A 14,720-nucleotide genomic window follows, 5' to 3' on the forward strand; every position below is an offset into this window, starting at 1 on the left:
AGCATCATCAGCGTGGTGGTCTTGCCCGAACCGGAGGAGCCGAGGAAGGTGACGAACTCGCCCGCCGCGATCTCCATGTCCACGCCGTCGACGACCGTCGTGCCGCTGTAGGACTTCCGCAGGCCCGTCACCGACAGCGACTTGCCGGTCAGCGAGGACCCCGGAGCGAGGGCGGAGGCGAGGAGTGTGGTCTGCTCAGGCATCGGCCCACTCCTGCCAGCGCTTGATGACCGCCTCCTGGTTCTTGTCCCACCAGGCGACATCGGCGTCGAACCCGGTCTTCAGGCGCTCGGGCGAGGTCGGCAGCGTGGCCAGGACGTCGTCGGAGAGCAGCTTGACGGCGCCGGGGACGACCGGGCCGCCCGTCGGGGAGAGCTTGGCGAACGCCGCCTGCACCTCGGGACGCAGCGAGAAGTCGATCAGCTGGTAGGCGGCGTCCGTGTTGCCCGCGCCCTTCGGGATGCCCCAGCCGTTGGTCATCCGGCGGGCGCCGTTCCACTGGTAGGCGACCGGCTGCCCCTGCTTGATCAGCTCATCCGCGCGGCCTCCCCACAGGCTGGTCGCCACAACCTCCTTGCGGCCCAGCAGGACCGCCGGCAGGGCGCCGGTGTTCCAGAACTTCTTCACATCGCCGCGGATCCGCGACATCGACGCGAACGCCCGGTCCACATCCAGCGGGTACAGCTTGTCCAGCGGCACCCCGTCGGCCAGCAGCGCGAACTCCAGCTCGGGAAGGTCGGCGTCCGCGCTCTGCAGGGACCGCGGACCGGGGAAGGCGTCCGGGTTCCAGAAGTCGGCCCAGCTCTTCGGGGCGCGCTTCAGACTGTCCGTGCGGTAGGCCATCACGCTGGCCCACACGTTCTTGCCGACCGCGTGCTGCGGCAGCTGGACCTCCGGGATGCCGGCGCCCTTGACGTTCTTCAGCCGGTCGTAGTCCACCGGCTCCAGACACTCCAGGCGCTCCATCTTCTGGAAGATCAGCAGCGAGTTGTCCATCAGGTCGACCTGCGGGCGGCCCTGCCTGACCTGGGCGATGACCTGGGCCGACTGGTAGTTGACCGTGGTGACCGTGATGCCGGTCTCCTTGGTGAACGGCTCGTAGATCGCCTTGGTCAACGCGTCGCTGTAGGCGCCGCCGCTGTTGCTGACGACGAGCCGCTTCTTACCGCCGCCGCCCGAGGAGCCACGGCTTTCGCCGTTGCCCATCAGGGTGCCGCAGCCGGTCACTGCGGCGGCAGCGGCCACAGCACCTGCGGTGCGCAAGAGTGTTCTGCGGCCTATCCGGTTGGTTTCCATGACAGGGCCTCCTGGAGATCGTTGGGAGTACGGGGTGGGATCCGCGGGATGTGCGGCCCGGTCAGATGCCGAGCATCGTGTTGAGCTCGTCGAGGGACTTCACCGGCACGTAGTCGTAGCCGTGGGTCACCGGGTCGTAGCCGCGGTCCAGGAGGATCAGGTTGCGGAAGCCCATGTCGTGCATCGGCATCAGGTCGTAGCGGGTGTGCGAGGAGACGTGCACGAAGTCCTCGGGCGAGGCGTCGAGCTGGTCGAGCATGTACTCGAACGCGGCGTAGCGGGGCTTGTAGTAGCCGGCCCGCTCAGCGGTGAGGACGGCGTGGAAGTCCGCGCCGAGCCGGGGCACGCTCTCCTCCAGGAAGGAGTCGTCGGCGTTGGAGAGGATGACCAGCTTGTAGTTCTCGCCCATCTTCTTCAGCGGCTCCGGCACGTCCGCGTGGGGTCCCCAGCTGCGGACGCCGTCGGCGAAGCGCTTGCCCGCGTCCGGCGCGGCCTTCACACCCCATTTGCGGCAGACCCGCTCGAAGGAGTCCTGGAGCACCTGCTCGTAGGGGTAGTACTCGCCGCGGACCTGGTCGTAGCGGTAGCCGCGGAACTCCCGGACGAACTGGTCCCACTGCTCCGCGGGGATCTGGTCTCCGACGAGCTCACGCGTGATGGGGGTGATCGGGTACTCGATCAGCGTGCCGTAGCAGTCGAACGAGACGTACTTCGGACGGAACTGCAACGAGGGAATCTTGCGCATGAAGGAACTCCACTCTGTGCTTCGGGAGACGGAACAGGGATCAGACGGGACAGCGGTCAGACGGGGCAGCGGTCAGACGGCGCGGGTGCCGGCCGGGGAGAGGAAGTCGACGGGGTGGTCCGTGGTGCCGTCGAGCGCCAGGTCGGCGGCGATCTCCCCCATCGCGGGCGAGAGCTTGAAGCCGCTGCCGGAGAATCCGGCCATGACGACGATGTCGTCCTCGCCGGGGAGATGACCGACGAGCGGGTTTCCGGAGTCGGTGTAGCCCTCCATGTAGACCGAGAGCCTGATGGGGTCGGGGTTCAGGTCGGGCATCAGCTCGCCGATGAGCTCGCGGAAGGTGGCGAGTTCCTCCGGGCGGACGGTGCGGTCGAGCCGTTCGGGGTCGGGTACCGGCAGATAGCGGGCGAGGGACAGGCCGAGCTTGACGGAGATGCCGTCGGGCGACGGGAGTCCGTAGCAGTCGTGGGGTGTGCTGCGTACGAAGGCGGGGGCGCCGCCCGCGAACCAGTCGTGGCGGGTGGGCAGGTGCCAGGAGCTGATCAGCCGGCGGATGTCGACGGTCCGTGGGAGGTCCGGGAGCAGGGTGTTGATCCAGGGGCCCACGGTCACCACGGCGGCGTCCACGTGGTCCGTGCCGTGATCCGTGACGACGCGCACCCCGCCGCCCGCCGCGGGGGCGATCTCCCGCACCGGGGTGTAGCGGTGCAGCCGGGCGCCCAGTTGCTCGGCGCGGGTGGCGGCGGCCTGGATCGACGCCTCGGGCCTGATGACGGCGCCCATCCGGTCGAGGACGGCGGTGTGTCCGTCCGGGAGGCGGTGCTGCGGGTAGCGGCGGGCGAGGTCCGCCCGGTCCAGGACCTCGTGGTCCAGCCGGTGGGTGGCGCTGGAGGAGAGCAGGAGGCGCATGGACGGTGCGGTGGTCTCGCCCATCACCAGGCATCCGCTGCGGCGCCGGAGCGGGAGGCCCGTCTCGCGCTGGAGCCGGTCCCACATGCGGTCCGCGAGTCGCAGCAGCGGAATGTACCCGGGTTCGCCGAGGTGGGCGGCGCGGAAGATGCGGGTCTCGCCCCCGGCCGCGCCGCGGTCGTGACCCGGGGCGTACCGGTCGTAGCCGATGACCTCGGCTCCGCGGGCGGCCAGTCGCCACATGGCCTGGCTGCCCATGCTGCCGGCACCGATCACGGCGACGCGCTTCGGGGTGCGCATGAGGTCGCTCCTTTCGCCGAGTGTGGCGGCCTGGGTGGCAGTCGTGTCCCCCAGCACCGTGCGGACACCGTGCGGACTCGTCCGGTTCGGGCCCTGCTGGGGATGGCGTTCACTCTCGTCCCGGCCGATCCCGCAGGTCAACGCACACTCTGTTCCGCGTTCGGAGCTTCTCGAGACGGTCTGTCGCAGCGGGTGGAGCGGCCCGCGGAATTAACGGCACCCCCCTTGCCACCGTGATGCCCCGGTGCGAAGGTGGCCCCCCACCCCTTGGCTGAAAGCACCTTCTATGCCGCCGAAACGTCCTTCAACCGGGCACTTCCTCACCATTGCGGATGTTCTGCGCCTCCCTGTGCTCGTCGAAGGGCTGCCGCGCGTCCTGGCCGGTGAGTCACGGCTGAACCGTGCGGTGCGCTGGGTGCATGTCACCGAGCTGCTCAATCCCGCCGACTTCCTCGAGGGCGGCGAGCTGGTGCTGACGACCGGCATGCCGTACCCGGACGACGCCTCCAGGCTGCGCGACTACGTCGACCAGCTCGCCGACGTCGGCGCGGCCGGGCTGATCGTGGAGCTCGGTCACCGCTACCGGAAGGTGCCCGACGAGCTAGTCGCGGCCTGCCGTGCTCGTGAGGTGCCGCTGATCGAGCTCGCCCGTGGCGTCCGGTTCATCGACGTCACGCAGACGGTGCACGCCCTCATCCTCGACGCGCAGGGCGCGCTGCTGCGCCGCGGCCGGGACATCCAGGACATCTTCACCGCCCTGACGCTGCGGGGCGCGACTCCCGAGGAGCTGGTGCACACCACCGCGGAGCTCACCGGCGCCCCCGTGGTGCTGGAGGATCTCAACCATCGCGTGCTGATGTGCGAGTTGCTCGGCCGGCCGTACGAGCCGGTGGTGTCGGCCTGGTCCCGGCGGTCCCGGGCGGCGCCGACGCTGGAGAAGATCGCGCCGAGCGGTCCGGAGGGGTGGCTGATCGCGCCGGTGCAGGACCATCAGGGGCTGTGGGGGCGGCTGGTCCTGCTGGACAGCAGGCTGACCGGGGAGCCGGACCCGGAGCACGTCCTGGTGCTGGAGCGCGCGGCGGTCGCGCTGACCATGGCACGCCTGGCGGGACCGGCCTGGTGGGAGCGCCGGGCGCACCGCTCGGTGCTGCGGGACCTGTGCGAACAGCGTTTCCGCTCCCCCGCCGATGCCCGCGCCCGCGCCGAGGCGCTGGGGCTGCCGGCGTTCGGGCACCGCCTCTTCGCCGTGGTGATCCGCCACACGGAGACCGGCACCGAGAGCGAGCACCTCGACGAACGGATCGCGAAGGCCCTGGCGCAGACCGGTGTCCGCGCGCTGGTCGGCGAGACGGCCCCGGGGCGGATCGGCGTCCTCCTCGCGCTGGCGCAGGCGAGCGCGTGGCAGCCGGCCGCCGAGCGCATCGGCCGGCTCGCCCGCGAGGAGCTCGGCCCGGAGGCCGTCGTCGCCGTCGGCCCCGGCGTGACCGACCTCTCCGGGATCGCCCGGTCGTGGCAGGAGGCCGAGCAGACGGCCGAGGCCATCACACCGGCGTCGCCTGAGCGGTGGTTCTACGTCCCCGCCGACGTCCGGCTACCGGAACTCCTGGGTGTGCTGCGGGAGGACACGCGCCTCCAGCGGTACGCGGAACGGCAGCTGACGCGGCTCGTCGAGCACGACGACCGCAACGGCGGCGACCTGCTCCCGGCGCTGCGCGCCTATCTGACGGCGGCGGGGAACAAGTCGGTCGCGGCGAAGCGGGCCGGCATGTCCCGGCAGGCGTTCTACCAGCGCCTCCACACCATCGAACGGCTCCTCGGCTGCGATCTGGAATCGGGCCTTCAGTGCACGTCCCTGCATGTCGCGGTGCTGGTCCTGGACGCGGGCGGGACAGCCGTCCCCGGCACGTGACGGCCGGCGTCCGCCGGACGCAGGCCGCGCCACCGGCGCGGCCTGCCGGTCAGGTGTCGCGCAGGGCCTGCTGGATCTCGCTCAGCGCTCGGGTCATCCGTCCGTAGTCGTCAGGGGCCACCGGCGCGACGAAGCACTTCTCGACGACCTGCGCGTGGGCGGCGGCGGCCCGGAGGAACACCGTACGGCCGTGATCGGTAGCCTCCACCAGGACGCTTCTGCGGTCCTCCGGGGCCGGCACGCGTCGCACCAGGCCGGCTTCCTCCATGCGGTCGATCAGGCGGGTGATGCCACCGCTGGTGAGCGTGAGGTCGTCGGCGAGCCGGCGCTGCGAGACCTCCTCGTCCGGCTGCCGGCAGAGCCTGATGAGGACCTCGAACATCGTGTGGCTGATCCCGCACTCCCGGCGCAGGACCGTGTCGATCCGCTGTTCCAGGCGGGTGGCGACCTTGATCAGCAGTCCGAAGTCGTGAACGAGCCGGCTGCCGGCGGCCCGGGTGGCTTCGTCGTCGTCTCGGTTCGATGTGTTCACCAGGCCGACTTTACTGCGGTTTCACCTACTGCCGTCTCAATTACTGAGCAACCAATTGCTGAGCCGTCAACGAAATCCTATGGTGAGCCTCCACCACCTCAGCAACGCGGCAGAAAGGGAGATCAGTGGACCTCCAGCACTGGCTCGGCCGGGCCAACGACGCGATACAGGAGTGGGCCGACACCTTCGGGCCCTACGAGCGGCACCCGTCCCTCCTCGTCGAGGACGACCGCTTCGCCGCCCTCTTCGAGGAGTTCACCGGGCGGCTGACCGACAACTACCCCTTCTTCCACCCGAACTACGCGGGGCAGATGCTCAAGCCCCCGCACCCGGCGGCCGTGGTCGGCTACCTCACCGCCATGCTGATCAACCCCAACAACCACGCCCTGGACGGCGGCCCCGCCACCGCCCGCATGGAACGCGAGGCCGTCGCGCAGCTGGCCGCGATGTTCGGCTACGACACCCACCTCGGCCACCTCACCACCAGCGGCACGATCGCCAATCTCGAAGCCCTCTTCGTCGCCCGCGAGCTCCACCCCGGCCGCGGCGTGGCCTACAGCGCCGACGCGCACTACACCCACGGCCGCATGTGCCACGTCCTGGGCATGAAGGGGTACCCGATCCCGACGGACGACCGCGGCCGCATCAGCCTCGACGCGCTGGACGACGTCCTCCGGACGGGAGAAGTCGGCACGGTCGTCCTCACCGCCGGCACCACCGGTCTCGGGGCCATCGACCCGATCCACACCGCCCTGCCCCTCAGGGACCGCTACGGCGTCCGACTCCACGTCGACGCCGCCTACGGCGGTTTCTTCACCCTGCTGGCCGGCGCCGACGGCCCCGAAGGACTGCCGCCGGAGCCCTGGCGGGCGATCGCCCGGTGCGACTCGATCGTCGTCGACCCGCACAAGCACGGACTCCAGCCCTACGGCTGCGGCGCCGTCCTCTTCCGCGACCCCGAGGTGGGCCGCTTCTACCTCCACGACTCGCCGTACACCTACTTCACCTCCAGCGAACTCCATCTCGGGGAGATCAGCCTGGAGTGCTCACGCGCCGGTGCCTCGGCTGCCGCTCTGTGGCTCACCTTCCAGCTCCTCCCGCCCGCGCCCGAAGGTCTCGGCCGTGTGCTGGGGGCCGGGCGCCGGGCCGCCCTGCGGTGGTCCGAGCTGATCAGCGCGTCCGACGCGCTGGAGCTGTACCAGCGGCCCGAGTTGGACATCGTCAGCTACTTCCCCGCGGTGGAACCGGCCACCCTCACGGCCGTCGACGCGGCGTCGGCACGGGTCCTGGCGGACGGTATGACAGGTCCCGATCCGGTGTTCCTGAGCACCCTGAAGGCCGACCGCGAGGCGTTCACCGCACGCCACCCGAAGGTCGACGCGGACGCCGTCGGCGCGCGCGTCCTGCGCAGCGTCCTGATGAAGCCGGAATCAGAGCACCATGTGGAGCGCCTCCACGACCGGGTCGAACGCCTCACGCGGTCACGCTGAACACCGCCGGGAGCCGCTGCCTTCCCGGACAGTCTCGCTGCTACGACTCGGTGGCCAGACGCACCCCCAGCCCGACCAGGAGCGCCCCGCAGACCTGTTCCATCCGGCGCCGGACGGACTGCCGCTGGAGCACGCCTCCCACCCGTCCGGCCAGCCAGACCAACGGCAGGTACCAGATCAGGTCGACCACGGCCCAGATGACCGAGAAGGCGAGCAGCGTCGGAAGAACTGGGGCCCCGTCCGGCACGAACTGCGGCAGGAAGGACAGGGCGAACACGCCGGCCTTCGGATTGGCGACGTTGGTGACGAGGCCCTGCCAGTACGCCCGCCGCAGCGACACCGCGGTTGCTTCCGCCGGTGCCTGGTCCGGCCGGCCGGCTCGCCTCGCCTGCCACAGGGCACGTGCTCCCATCCACACCAGCACCGCGGCGCCGGCGATCCGGATGACGTCGTAGGCGACCTGCGAGGCCAGCAGCAGGGCGGACAGGCCGAAGGCCGCGGCGAGGCCCCACAGCAGCACCCCGCTCTCGTTGCCCAGGACCGCGGCCGTGCCGGTCTTCCGGCCGTTCGCCACCGCTCGGCGCAGGATCACGACCGTGCTCGGCCCCGGGACCATGGCGATCAGGAAGGCCGCACCGACGAACGCAACGACGGAAGTCATCATCGAGGCAGCATCGCCAAGCTTGCCGATGCCCCACAAGGGCGGGTTCTCGCCGCTGGGAAGGCGCGCAATCCGATGGACACGGCCCGGTACGGTGACCGATGATCTCCGGCATGATCCGGGCCGCCACTGTGGACGACATCGCGGAGATCCGCGCGATGATCCGCGAACTCGCCGAGTACGAACGGGCTGCCGAGCAGGCCCGGGCGACCGAGGAGCAGCTGCGCGAGGCGCTGTTCGGGGAACATCCCGCCGCGTACGCCCTGATCGCCGAGGACGACGCGACGGGACAGGTCGTGGGCTATGCCCTGTGGTTCCCCCGCTTCTCGACCTGGACCGGCACGCGGGGCATGCACCTGGAGGACCTCTACGTACGGCCGCCCGCCCGAGGCGGAGGACACGGCAAGGCCCTGCTCGCCTCCCTGGCCGCGGTGTGTCGGCAGAACGGCTACGAGCGCTTCGAGTGGTGGGTCCTGGCCTGGAACGAACCGACGATCGACTTCTACAAGTCGCTCGGCGTGGAGCTGCTGGACGAGTGGACGGTGTGCCGGCTGAGCGGTGAACCCCTCCGGGAACTCGCCGCCCGGGCTCCGGCAATCGGCGGCCGCTGAGACCACGTCAGACGACTCCGGTCGCCTCACGGCATCACCGTGCGGCAGGCACTCCTGCGCTGACGGGACTGCCGGGCCGGTGGTGCCTTCGCACAGCTCGCCGTCAGCGGCGTACCCGCGGCATCCCCAGCCCGAGCCACGAGATGATCTCCCGCTGGATCTCGTTGTTGCCGCCGCCGAAGGTGAAGATGACCGCCGAGCGGTAGCCGCGTTCCAGTTCGCCGCGCAGGACCGCGCCCGCCGAGCCCTCCTTCAGGGCGCCGGGGGCGGCGACGATCTCCATGAGCCAGGCGTAGGCGTCGCGCCGGGCCTCGGAGCCGTAGACCTTGACGGCGGAGGCCTCCTGCGGGGTGAGCGTGCCGTCCTGGACGGCGCCGACCATCCGCCAGTTGAGCAGTTTCAGCGCGTCCAGCCGGGCGTGGGTGCGGGCCAGGAGGCGGCGTACCCAGGGCAGGTCGGCGACGCGGCGGCCGTCGGCGAGCTTGGTCTCCATGGCCCAGCGCTGCACGTCGTGCAGGGCGCGGATCGCCATGGTGCCGTGGGCGGCCAGGGTGACGCGTTCGTGGTTGAGCTGGTTGGTGATCAGCCGCCAGCCCTGGTTCTCGGCGCCGACCCGGTGGGAGACGGGGACCCGGACGTTCTCGTAGTAGCTGGCCGTGGTGTCGTGCGAGGCGAGGGTGTTGATGAGGGTGCAGGAGTAGCCGGGAGCGGAGGTCGGCACCAGGAGCATGGTGATGCCCTTGTGCGGCGGGGCGGCGGGGTCGGTGCGCACGGCCAGCCACACCCAGTCGGCGGTGTCGCCGTTGGTCGTCCAGATCTTCTGGCCGTTCACGACATACTCGTCGCCGTCCCGTACCGCGCGGGTCCGCAGCGACGCGAGGTCGGTGCCCGCGCCGGGCTCGCTGTAGCCGATGGCGAAGTCGATCTCGCCGGCGAGGATCTTCGGCAGGAAGTACGCCTTCTGCTCGTCGGTGCCGTACCTCATGATCGTCGGGCCGACGGTGTTCAGCGCCATCAGCGGCAGCGGGACGCCGGCCTGGGCGGCCTCGTCGAAGAAGATGAACTGCTCCATAGCCGTCAGGCCGCGCCCGCCGTACTCCCGGGGCCAGCCCACGCCGAGCCGGCCGTCCGCGCCGAGCCGCCGGATGGTCTCGCGGTAGAACCGCTTCTGGGCGGCCGGGTCGCTGTGCCGCGCGTAGGCGTTGTCGGGGACCAGTTCGGCGAAGTACGCGCGCAGTTCGCTGCGCAGCCGCTGCTGCTCGGGCGTGTAGTCGAGGTGCACGGCGCCTCCAGGGTCCGCAGGCCGGTCCTGTCGGCGCACACCGTAGAACGTGTTTCAGAAATTGGGAATGGCGATGCCTCCGCGGGGTGTTGGTCGGGGTGTCGGCTCAGTTCAGCGTCGCGAGGAAGTCCGTGCACGCCCGCGCGCACGCGCGGCACGCCGCCGCCGAGTCCTCCGCCCCGGGCTGCCGGTCGAAGACATGGGCGGCCTCCAGGCAGACGGTCCGGCACCACTCCACCTGGACGCGGATGCTGGTCTCGTCCACCTGGTTCTGCTCGGACAGCACACGGCAGGTCGCGTCGCAGACCTCCGCGCACATGATGCCCTTGCGCCGTACGAGTTCCTGGTTCTCGGTGCCGTCGGGATCCACGAGGCTCGCGCGCAGCGCACAGGCCCGGGCGCACTCGGTGCAGGCCTGCGCACAGGCGAAGCGGTCCTCCAGGAACCGGAACAGCTCCTGCTGGGATGTCGTCGAAGTCACACCGCGCGGGTAGCCCCGGGCCTGCCGGTCAAACCCGTGTTCCCACGGGCCGCGCCCCCGTTTTCCGGCCCCGTCGGCGGGCACCCGGCCGGCCCCGGAACGACCACGCACGGAGGTGAGTCACATGCCCGGGCGACAGGAGCTTCCCTCGACCCTGGAGCGGTCCTCCGAGGAGGCGCAGCGCACCTGGATCAAGGCGCACGACTCGGCCGTGGAGCAGTACGGCGAGGGCGAGCGCGCGCACCGCACGGCGTTCGGCGCGCTGAAGCACACGCATGAGAAGGTCGGCGACCACTGGGAGCGCAAGGAGGGCGGCCGCAAGGGCCCCTCCGACCCGCGCTCGGCCCGGCCCCGGCAGCAGGGCGGCCGCAGCGGCGAGGGCGTCGACGAGCAGGCCTCGAAGGCACACCTCTACGACCTCGCGAAGCGGCTGGGCGTCGAGGGGCGGTCGCGCATGTCCAAGGCGGAGCTGCTGGACGCCGTCCGCAAGGAGAACCGCTCGCGGACCAGGTCCTCGCGGACGTCGTCCCGGTCCTCGTCGGGCTCCTCCTCGCGATCGAGGTGAGCCGGTTCACGGTGCGGACCAGGGGTACCCGCGTGCCATGAATACCGCATGGATGGAGCTGGCCGCGGGCCGTGGCGCCCTCGGCATCGGGCTGGTCGTGGCGGGTGTGGTGGTCGTGGGCCTGCTGCTGGGGGCCTTCGTCCTCGGCTTCCGCGCCAAGCGCAGGGAGCTGCCCACACCGCGGCCGGAGGAGCAGCCGCGCATGCCGGCCGGGGGCCCGGTCCGCGAGACGCGTGAGCGCCGGGAGCCCGATGAGGTGCCGCGAAGCGAGGACCGTCTGACGCCGCACCAGCTGAAGGGCCACGGCAACCAGGGCGACCGGACGAGCGCGTCGCAGGAGCGCCCGCGCTGGAACGAGGGCAGCAGCGGTTCGTTCGGCAGCGGCGGCGCGGGCGGCCGCTGAGCCGCCGCCCCGGCAGCCCTGAGGCCCTGACGTCCTTCGTCCCCAGCCGCCCGCCCCAGTCGTACATCACGTCGTACACAGGGAAGTGAGAACCATGGCCGATCCCGCCCGCAACACCTTGCCGCTGCCCGACTACGACCATCTGCCGATCGGCGGCCTGGAGAGCCGTGTGCGCTCGCTGTCGGCGGACGAGGTCGAGGAACTGCTGGCGTACGAGCGGTCGCACGCCGACCGGCTGCCGGTGACCGAGCTGCTGGGCGCCCGGCTGGAGCAGTTGCGTGCGGGCGCGGAACCGACGTCCGGCGACCCGGGCGCCCTGCGCCCCGAGACGGGCGAGGGGCACGGTGGCTCTCCGGTGTCGCCCGCCACGTCGCCGGAGCCGTTCAGCGCGCCGCCGCACGGCACGCCCGACCAGCCGGGCAAGCCGAAGGGCGACCGCAGGTAGGCGTCACCGCGTCACCGCGTCACCGCCGAGCAGCTTCGGCCAGTCGGAAGGGCCCGTGCCTGTGCACGGGCCCTTTGCCATGCCCGGAGTCCTGCACGAGCGAGTCCCGTGAGATGCCTCCGAAACATTCCCTTCACGCAGGAAGTATTTAGGGGTAACGACCGCTGCCTACCGTGCCTGCCTTGTCGGTCCCCAACCCGCAGCAAGGAGGCGTGGCATGAGTACGGAGCCACGACTGGCAGAAGTCGTCGAGCCGGAACCCGCGCAGAAGGCAGCGCGGGGTACGGACCAGGCCGTCAAGGAGACCCTGGAGGACTACACCCTCCGCTTCGCGCCGCGCAGTTACCGGCGCTGGACTCCGATGGTGGTGGCGACGACCGCGCTCGGCGGCATCGCCTACATGGCGGACTTCTCCATCGGCGCCGGCATCGGTCTGGCCCACGGCACCGGCAACGCGCTCCTCGCGATCGCCGTCGCCGCCGTCGTCATCTTCGTGACCGGCTTCCCGCTCGCCTACTACGGGGCCCGCTACAACATCGACCTGGACCTGATCACCCGCGGCTCCGGCTTCGGCTACTTCGGCTCCGTCCTCACCAGCGTCATCTTCGCCAGCTTCACCTTCATCTTCTTCGCCCTCGAGGGCTCGATCATGGCCCAGGGCCTGAAGCTGGGCCTCGGACTGCCGCTGTGGCTGGGCTACCTGGTCTCCACGCTCATGGTGATCCCGCTGGTCATCTACGGCATGACGGCACTGAGCAAGCTCCAGGTGTGGACCACGCCGATCTGGCTGCTGCTGATGGTCGGCCCGCTGGTGTACCTGGTCGCCACCGACCCGGGGAGCGTCGACCGCTTCCTCGCCTACGCGGGCACCGACGGCGACGGCGGCGTCAACACCGCCTCCGTCCTGCTGGGCGCGGGCGTGTGCCTGTCGCTGATCGCGCAGATCGGCGAGCAGATCGACTACCTGCGGTTCATGCCGCCCAAGACCGAGGCGAACAAGCGCGCCTGGTGGACGGCCGTGGTGATGGCCGGCCCGGGCTGGGTGGTGCTCGGCGCGCTGAAGCAGGCCATCGGGGTGTTCCTCGCGGTCTACATCATCGCCGAGGTCGGAGCGAGTGCCGCGCCCGAGCCGATCCAGCAGTTCAAGCACGCCTTCGACGCGATGCTGCCGTCCTGGATCGTCGTCCCGCTGGCCGTGGCCCTGGTCGTGATCAGCCAGATCAAGATCAACGTGACGAACGCGTACTCCGGCTCCCTCGCCTGGACCAACTCCTTCACCCGCGTCACGAAGCGCTACCCGGGCCGGATGGTCTTCGTCCTGGTCAACCTGGGCTTCGCGCTCGCCCTGATGGAGGCCGACATGTTCAGCTTCCTCAACAGCATCCTGGGCTTCTACTCGAACTGCGCGATCGCCTGGGTGGTCACCGTGGCCACGGACATCGGCGTCAACAAGTACGTGCTGAAGCTGTCCCCGCACGCCCCCGAGTTCCGCCGCGGCATGCTCTACGCCGTCAACCCGGTCGGTGTCGTGGCGTTCGTCGCCGCGTCCGCGCTGTCCATCGCCATGTACTTCCACGCGCTGGGCGACACGCTCCAGCCGTACTCCCCCGTCGCCGCGGCCGTCATCGCCTTCGTCCTCACGCCGCTGATGGCCGTGGCCACCAAGGGCCGGTACTACCTGCGCCGCACCGACGACGGCATCGCCGAGCCGCTCCTGGACGAGGACGGCAACCCCAGCGCCGTCGCCTACGAGTGCCACGTGTGCCGGCAGCAGTTCGAGCGCCCGGACGTGGCCGCCTGCCAGACCCATGACGCGGTCGTCTGCTCGCTCTGCCTGAGCACCGACAAGGTCGGCGACCACGTCCTGCCGGCAGCGGTCTGACCCCCTGGGCGGGAGCGCCGCGCGGCGCTCCCGCCTCCGGGGCCCTCGCAGACGAGCGGCATGAGCGCGCGGCATACTGATCTCCGCTGCGCGGCGACCAGGCCGACGGGCGGAGAGGGGACGGCGGGACGTGACCACCGAAGGACCGGGCGGGCGGGGAACGCCCGACGAGCCGGACGGCGTTCCCTCGATCCCGGACGAGGTGTGGTCGCGGTTCCTGACGGACAGCGAGTCCGCCATACGCGCCTCGGCGCCCCGGGAACCCTCCGCGACGGAGCGTGCGGCGGGACGGCGGCCCCAATCCCCGCACGCCGTCGGCGATTTGTGGCAGCCGGAGGAGCTGTGGGTGCGCGTGGCGTGGCGGGACCTGGACCGCGGTGCCAAGGTCCGGCGCGTGGGACGTGTCGTCGCCACCGCCGCCGCCGTGGCGCTGGCCCTCGGGGCCTGGTCCCAGCTGTCCACCGGTGCGGGCCCCGGCAGCCGGCCGGGGACGGGCACCGTGCGGCAGGTGGAGGGGGCGACCGCGAGGATGCCCACGACCACTCCCTTCCCGTCCGGAACCCCCGTCCCGGAGCCGTCCAGGTAGCACACGCAGGACGGGTACGGTCCCGCCCGGCCGCTTAGGATGACCTCACAGGCCGGATCTGGGCGCTCGTCCGGGCGCGGCCCCCCGCAGGCGAGTCACCGGAACGCGCACGCCGACCGAAGGGGGACAGAGATGAGCGCGCCGCGCCTCAGCAGTACGCCGTTGCCGGGCATAGGTGTCCGCTACGACCTGACGACGCGGGACAGCCGCCGCCTGTCCGTGGTCGCCCACCGCGACGGCCACCGGACGATCAGCGCCTACCGCGAGGACGACCCCGACGCGTGTGACCTGTCGGTGCGCCTGACGGCGGAGGAGGCGGCCGCGCTCATCGACGCGCTGATGCCCGCCCACCACACGCCGAACCTGCTGTCCACCACCGACCTGGGCCTCGTCGCCGAGCGGATCGAACTGCCCGGCTCCTCGCACTGGAACGGGCGGCTGCTGGGCGAGTCCCGGCTCCGCACCGACACCGGCGCGTCCGTCGTGGCGGTGCTGCGCCGGGCCGAGGCGATCCCCTCCCCCGCCCCGGACTTCCGGCTCGCCGGCGGTGACATCCTCATCGTCATCGGGACCCGCGAGGGCGTGGAGGCGGCCGCCGCGATACTCGGGAGGGACTGATCCGC

At 71.1% G+C, this 14,720-nt stretch carries 17 protein-coding genes; 9 read left to right on the top strand and 8 right to left on the bottom strand.

From position 1 onward, the window contains the following. The 4 genes from IE255_RS39640 to solA all read right to left on the bottom strand — a co-directional run. Nucleotides 1-203 (bottom strand): ATP-binding cassette domain-containing protein (locus IE255_RS39640; RefSeq protein WP_373309673.1); only part of this gene is annotated, 203 nt, incomplete at its 3' end. After that, nucleotides 196-1,296 (bottom strand): ABC transporter substrate-binding protein, encoded by a 1,101-nt coding sequence (locus tag IE255_RS35530; protein WP_190054543.1) that lies wholly within the window; start codon nt 1,294-1,296, stop codon nt 196-198. The genes IE255_RS39640 and IE255_RS35530, both read right to left, overlap by 8 nt. Before the next feature lie 61 nt (nt 1,297-1,357). Further along, the gene (locus IE255_RS35535) at nt 1,358-2,041 is read right to left on the bottom strand and encodes a haloacid dehalogenase type II (RefSeq protein ID WP_190054544.1); all 684 of its coding nucleotides are present in this window, start codon (nt 2,039-2,041) and stop codon (nt 1,358-1,360) included. Nucleotides 2,042-2,113: 72 nt separating this feature from the next. Further along, nucleotides 2,114-3,250: an N-methyl-L-tryptophan oxidase gene (gene solA, locus IE255_RS35540; RefSeq protein WP_190054545.1), complete on the bottom strand. Its 1,137-nt coding sequence runs from the start codon at nt 3,248-3,250 to the stop codon at nt 2,114-2,116. A gap of 286 nt (nt 3,251-3,536) precedes the next feature. Between solA and IE255_RS35545 the strand changes: the two genes are divergently transcribed. Further along, the gene (locus IE255_RS35545; protein WP_267975597.1) at nt 3,537-5,159 is read left to right on the top strand and encodes a PucR family transcriptional regulator; all 1,623 of its coding nucleotides are present in this window, start codon (nt 3,537-3,539) and stop codon (nt 5,157-5,159) included. Nucleotides 5,160-5,208: 49 nt separating this feature from the next. Here the strand turns inward: IE255_RS35545 and IE255_RS35550 are convergent, their stop codons facing one another. Beyond that, nucleotides 5,209-5,691 carry a MarR family winged helix-turn-helix transcriptional regulator gene (locus IE255_RS35550; protein ID WP_190054546.1) on the bottom strand — a complete coding sequence of 161 codons (483 nt, stop codon included), beginning with the start codon at nt 5,689-5,691 and terminating at the stop codon, nt 5,209-5,211. A 125-nt stretch (nt 5,692-5,816) separates the two neighbouring features. On the opposite strand from IE255_RS35550, the gene IE255_RS35555 reads away from it, so the two are divergent. Further along, nucleotides 5,817-7,181: a pyridoxal phosphate-dependent decarboxylase family protein gene (locus IE255_RS35555; RefSeq protein ID WP_190054547.1), complete on the top strand. Its 1,365-nt coding sequence runs from the start codon at nt 5,817-5,819 to the stop codon at nt 7,179-7,181. Between the two features lie 40 nt (nt 7,182-7,221). Here the strand turns inward: IE255_RS35555 and IE255_RS35560 are convergent, their stop codons facing one another. Further along, nucleotides 7,222-7,845, bottom strand: coding sequence for a LysE family translocator (locus tag IE255_RS35560; protein ID WP_190054548.1), 624 nt, complete (start codon nt 7,843-7,845; stop codon nt 7,222-7,224). Between the two features lie 110 nt (nt 7,846-7,955). Between IE255_RS35560 and IE255_RS35565 the strand changes: the two genes are divergently transcribed. Continuing rightward, complete coding sequence (locus IE255_RS35565; protein ID WP_190054549.1) at nt 7,956-8,453, top strand: GNAT family N-acetyltransferase; 498 nt, start codon at nt 7,956-7,958, stop codon at nt 8,451-8,453. Nucleotides 8,454-8,556: 103 nt separating this feature from the next. On the opposite strand, the gene IE255_RS35570 is transcribed toward IE255_RS35565, so the two are convergent. Beyond that, entirely contained in the window at nt 8,557-9,735 is a 1,179-nt protein-coding gene (locus tag IE255_RS35570; RefSeq protein ID WP_190054550.1) for an acyl-CoA dehydrogenase family protein, read from the bottom strand. Nucleotides 9,736-9,841: 106 nt separating this feature from the next. Then, the gene (locus IE255_RS35575) at nt 9,842-10,216 is read right to left on the bottom strand and encodes a four-helix bundle copper-binding protein (protein ID WP_190054551.1); all 375 of its coding nucleotides are present in this window, start codon (nt 10,214-10,216) and stop codon (nt 9,842-9,844) included. A 124-nt stretch (nt 10,217-10,340) separates the two neighbouring features. On the opposite strand from IE255_RS35575, the gene IE255_RS35580 reads away from it, so the two are divergent. The 6 genes from IE255_RS35580 (at nt 10,341) to IE255_RS35605 (ending at nt 14,715) form a co-directional block, all read left to right on the top strand. Next, a complete protein-coding gene (locus IE255_RS35580; protein ID WP_190054552.1) occupies nt 10,341-10,781 on the top strand; it encodes a ChaB family protein in 441 nt (146 codons plus the stop codon). A 37-nt stretch (nt 10,782-10,818) separates the two neighbouring features. Beyond that, nucleotides 10,819-11,184 carry a DUF6479 family protein gene (locus IE255_RS35585; protein WP_190054553.1) on the top strand — a complete coding sequence of 122 codons (366 nt, stop codon included), beginning with the start codon at nt 10,819-10,821 and terminating at the stop codon, nt 11,182-11,184. Nucleotides 11,185-11,278: 94 nt separating this feature from the next. After that, complete coding sequence (locus tag IE255_RS35590; RefSeq protein ID WP_190054554.1) at nt 11,279-11,629, top strand: DUF8129 domain-containing protein; 351 nt, start codon at nt 11,279-11,281, stop codon at nt 11,627-11,629. 217 nt (nt 11,630-11,846) lie between these two features. After that, nucleotides 11,847-13,511 (top strand): purine-cytosine permease family protein, encoded by a 1,665-nt coding sequence (locus tag IE255_RS35595; RefSeq protein WP_190054555.1) that lies wholly within the window; start codon nt 11,847-11,849, stop codon nt 13,509-13,511. Between the two features lie 130 nt (nt 13,512-13,641). Next, complete coding sequence (locus IE255_RS35600) at nt 13,642-14,097, top strand: hypothetical protein (RefSeq protein WP_190054556.1); 456 nt, start codon at nt 13,642-13,644, stop codon at nt 14,095-14,097. A gap of 132 nt (nt 14,098-14,229) precedes the next feature. After that, nucleotides 14,230-14,715 carry a cation:proton antiporter regulatory subunit gene (locus IE255_RS35605; protein ID WP_190054557.1) on the top strand — a complete coding sequence of 162 codons (486 nt, stop codon included), beginning with the start codon at nt 14,230-14,232 and terminating at the stop codon, nt 14,713-14,715. Nucleotides 14,716-14,720: the final 5 nt, after the last annotated feature.

The organism is Streptomyces lomondensis (genome assembly GCF_014651035.1).
In the GTDB taxonomy this organism is placed as follows: Bacteria; Actinomycetota; Actinomycetes; order Streptomycetales; family Streptomycetaceae; genus Streptomyces; species Streptomyces lomondensis.

Excerpts from the sequence above, each read along its gene's own strand:
- IE255_RS35530 (WP_190054543.1), bottom strand. The coding sequence starts at position 1,296 with ATGGAAACCAACCGGATAGGCCGCAGAACACTCTTGCGCACCGCAGGT.
- IE255_RS35535 (WP_190054544.1), bottom strand. The coding sequence starts at position 2,041 with ATGCGCAAGATTCCCTCGTTGCAGTTCCGTCCGAAGTACGTCTCGTTC.
- solA (WP_190054545.1), bottom strand. The coding sequence starts at position 3,250 with ATGCGCACCCCGAAGCGCGTCGCCGTGATCGGTGCCGGCAGCATGGGC.
- IE255_RS35545 (WP_267975597.1), top strand. The coding sequence starts at position 3,537 with ATGCCGCCGAAACGTCCTTCAACCGGGCACTTCCTCACCATTGCGGAT.
- IE255_RS35560 (WP_190054548.1), bottom strand. The coding sequence starts at position 7,845 with ATGATGACTTCCGTCGTTGCGTTCGTCGGTGCGGCCTTCCTGATCGCC.
- IE255_RS35565 (WP_190054549.1), top strand. The coding sequence starts at position 7,956 with ATGATCCGGGCCGCCACTGTGGACGACATCGCGGAGATCCGCGCGATG.
- IE255_RS35580 (WP_190054552.1), top strand. The coding sequence starts at position 10,341 with ATGCCCGGGCGACAGGAGCTTCCCTCGACCCTGGAGCGGTCCTCCGAG.
- IE255_RS35585 (WP_190054553.1), top strand. The coding sequence starts at position 10,819 with ATGAATACCGCATGGATGGAGCTGGCCGCGGGCCGTGGCGCCCTCGGC.
- IE255_RS35590 (WP_190054554.1), top strand. The coding sequence starts at position 11,279 with ATGGCCGATCCCGCCCGCAACACCTTGCCGCTGCCCGACTACGACCAT.
- IE255_RS35595 (WP_190054555.1), top strand. The coding sequence starts at position 11,847 with ATGAGTACGGAGCCACGACTGGCAGAAGTCGTCGAGCCGGAACCCGCG.
- IE255_RS35605 (WP_190054557.1), top strand. The coding sequence starts at position 14,230 with ATGAGCGCGCCGCGCCTCAGCAGTACGCCGTTGCCGGGCATAGGTGTC.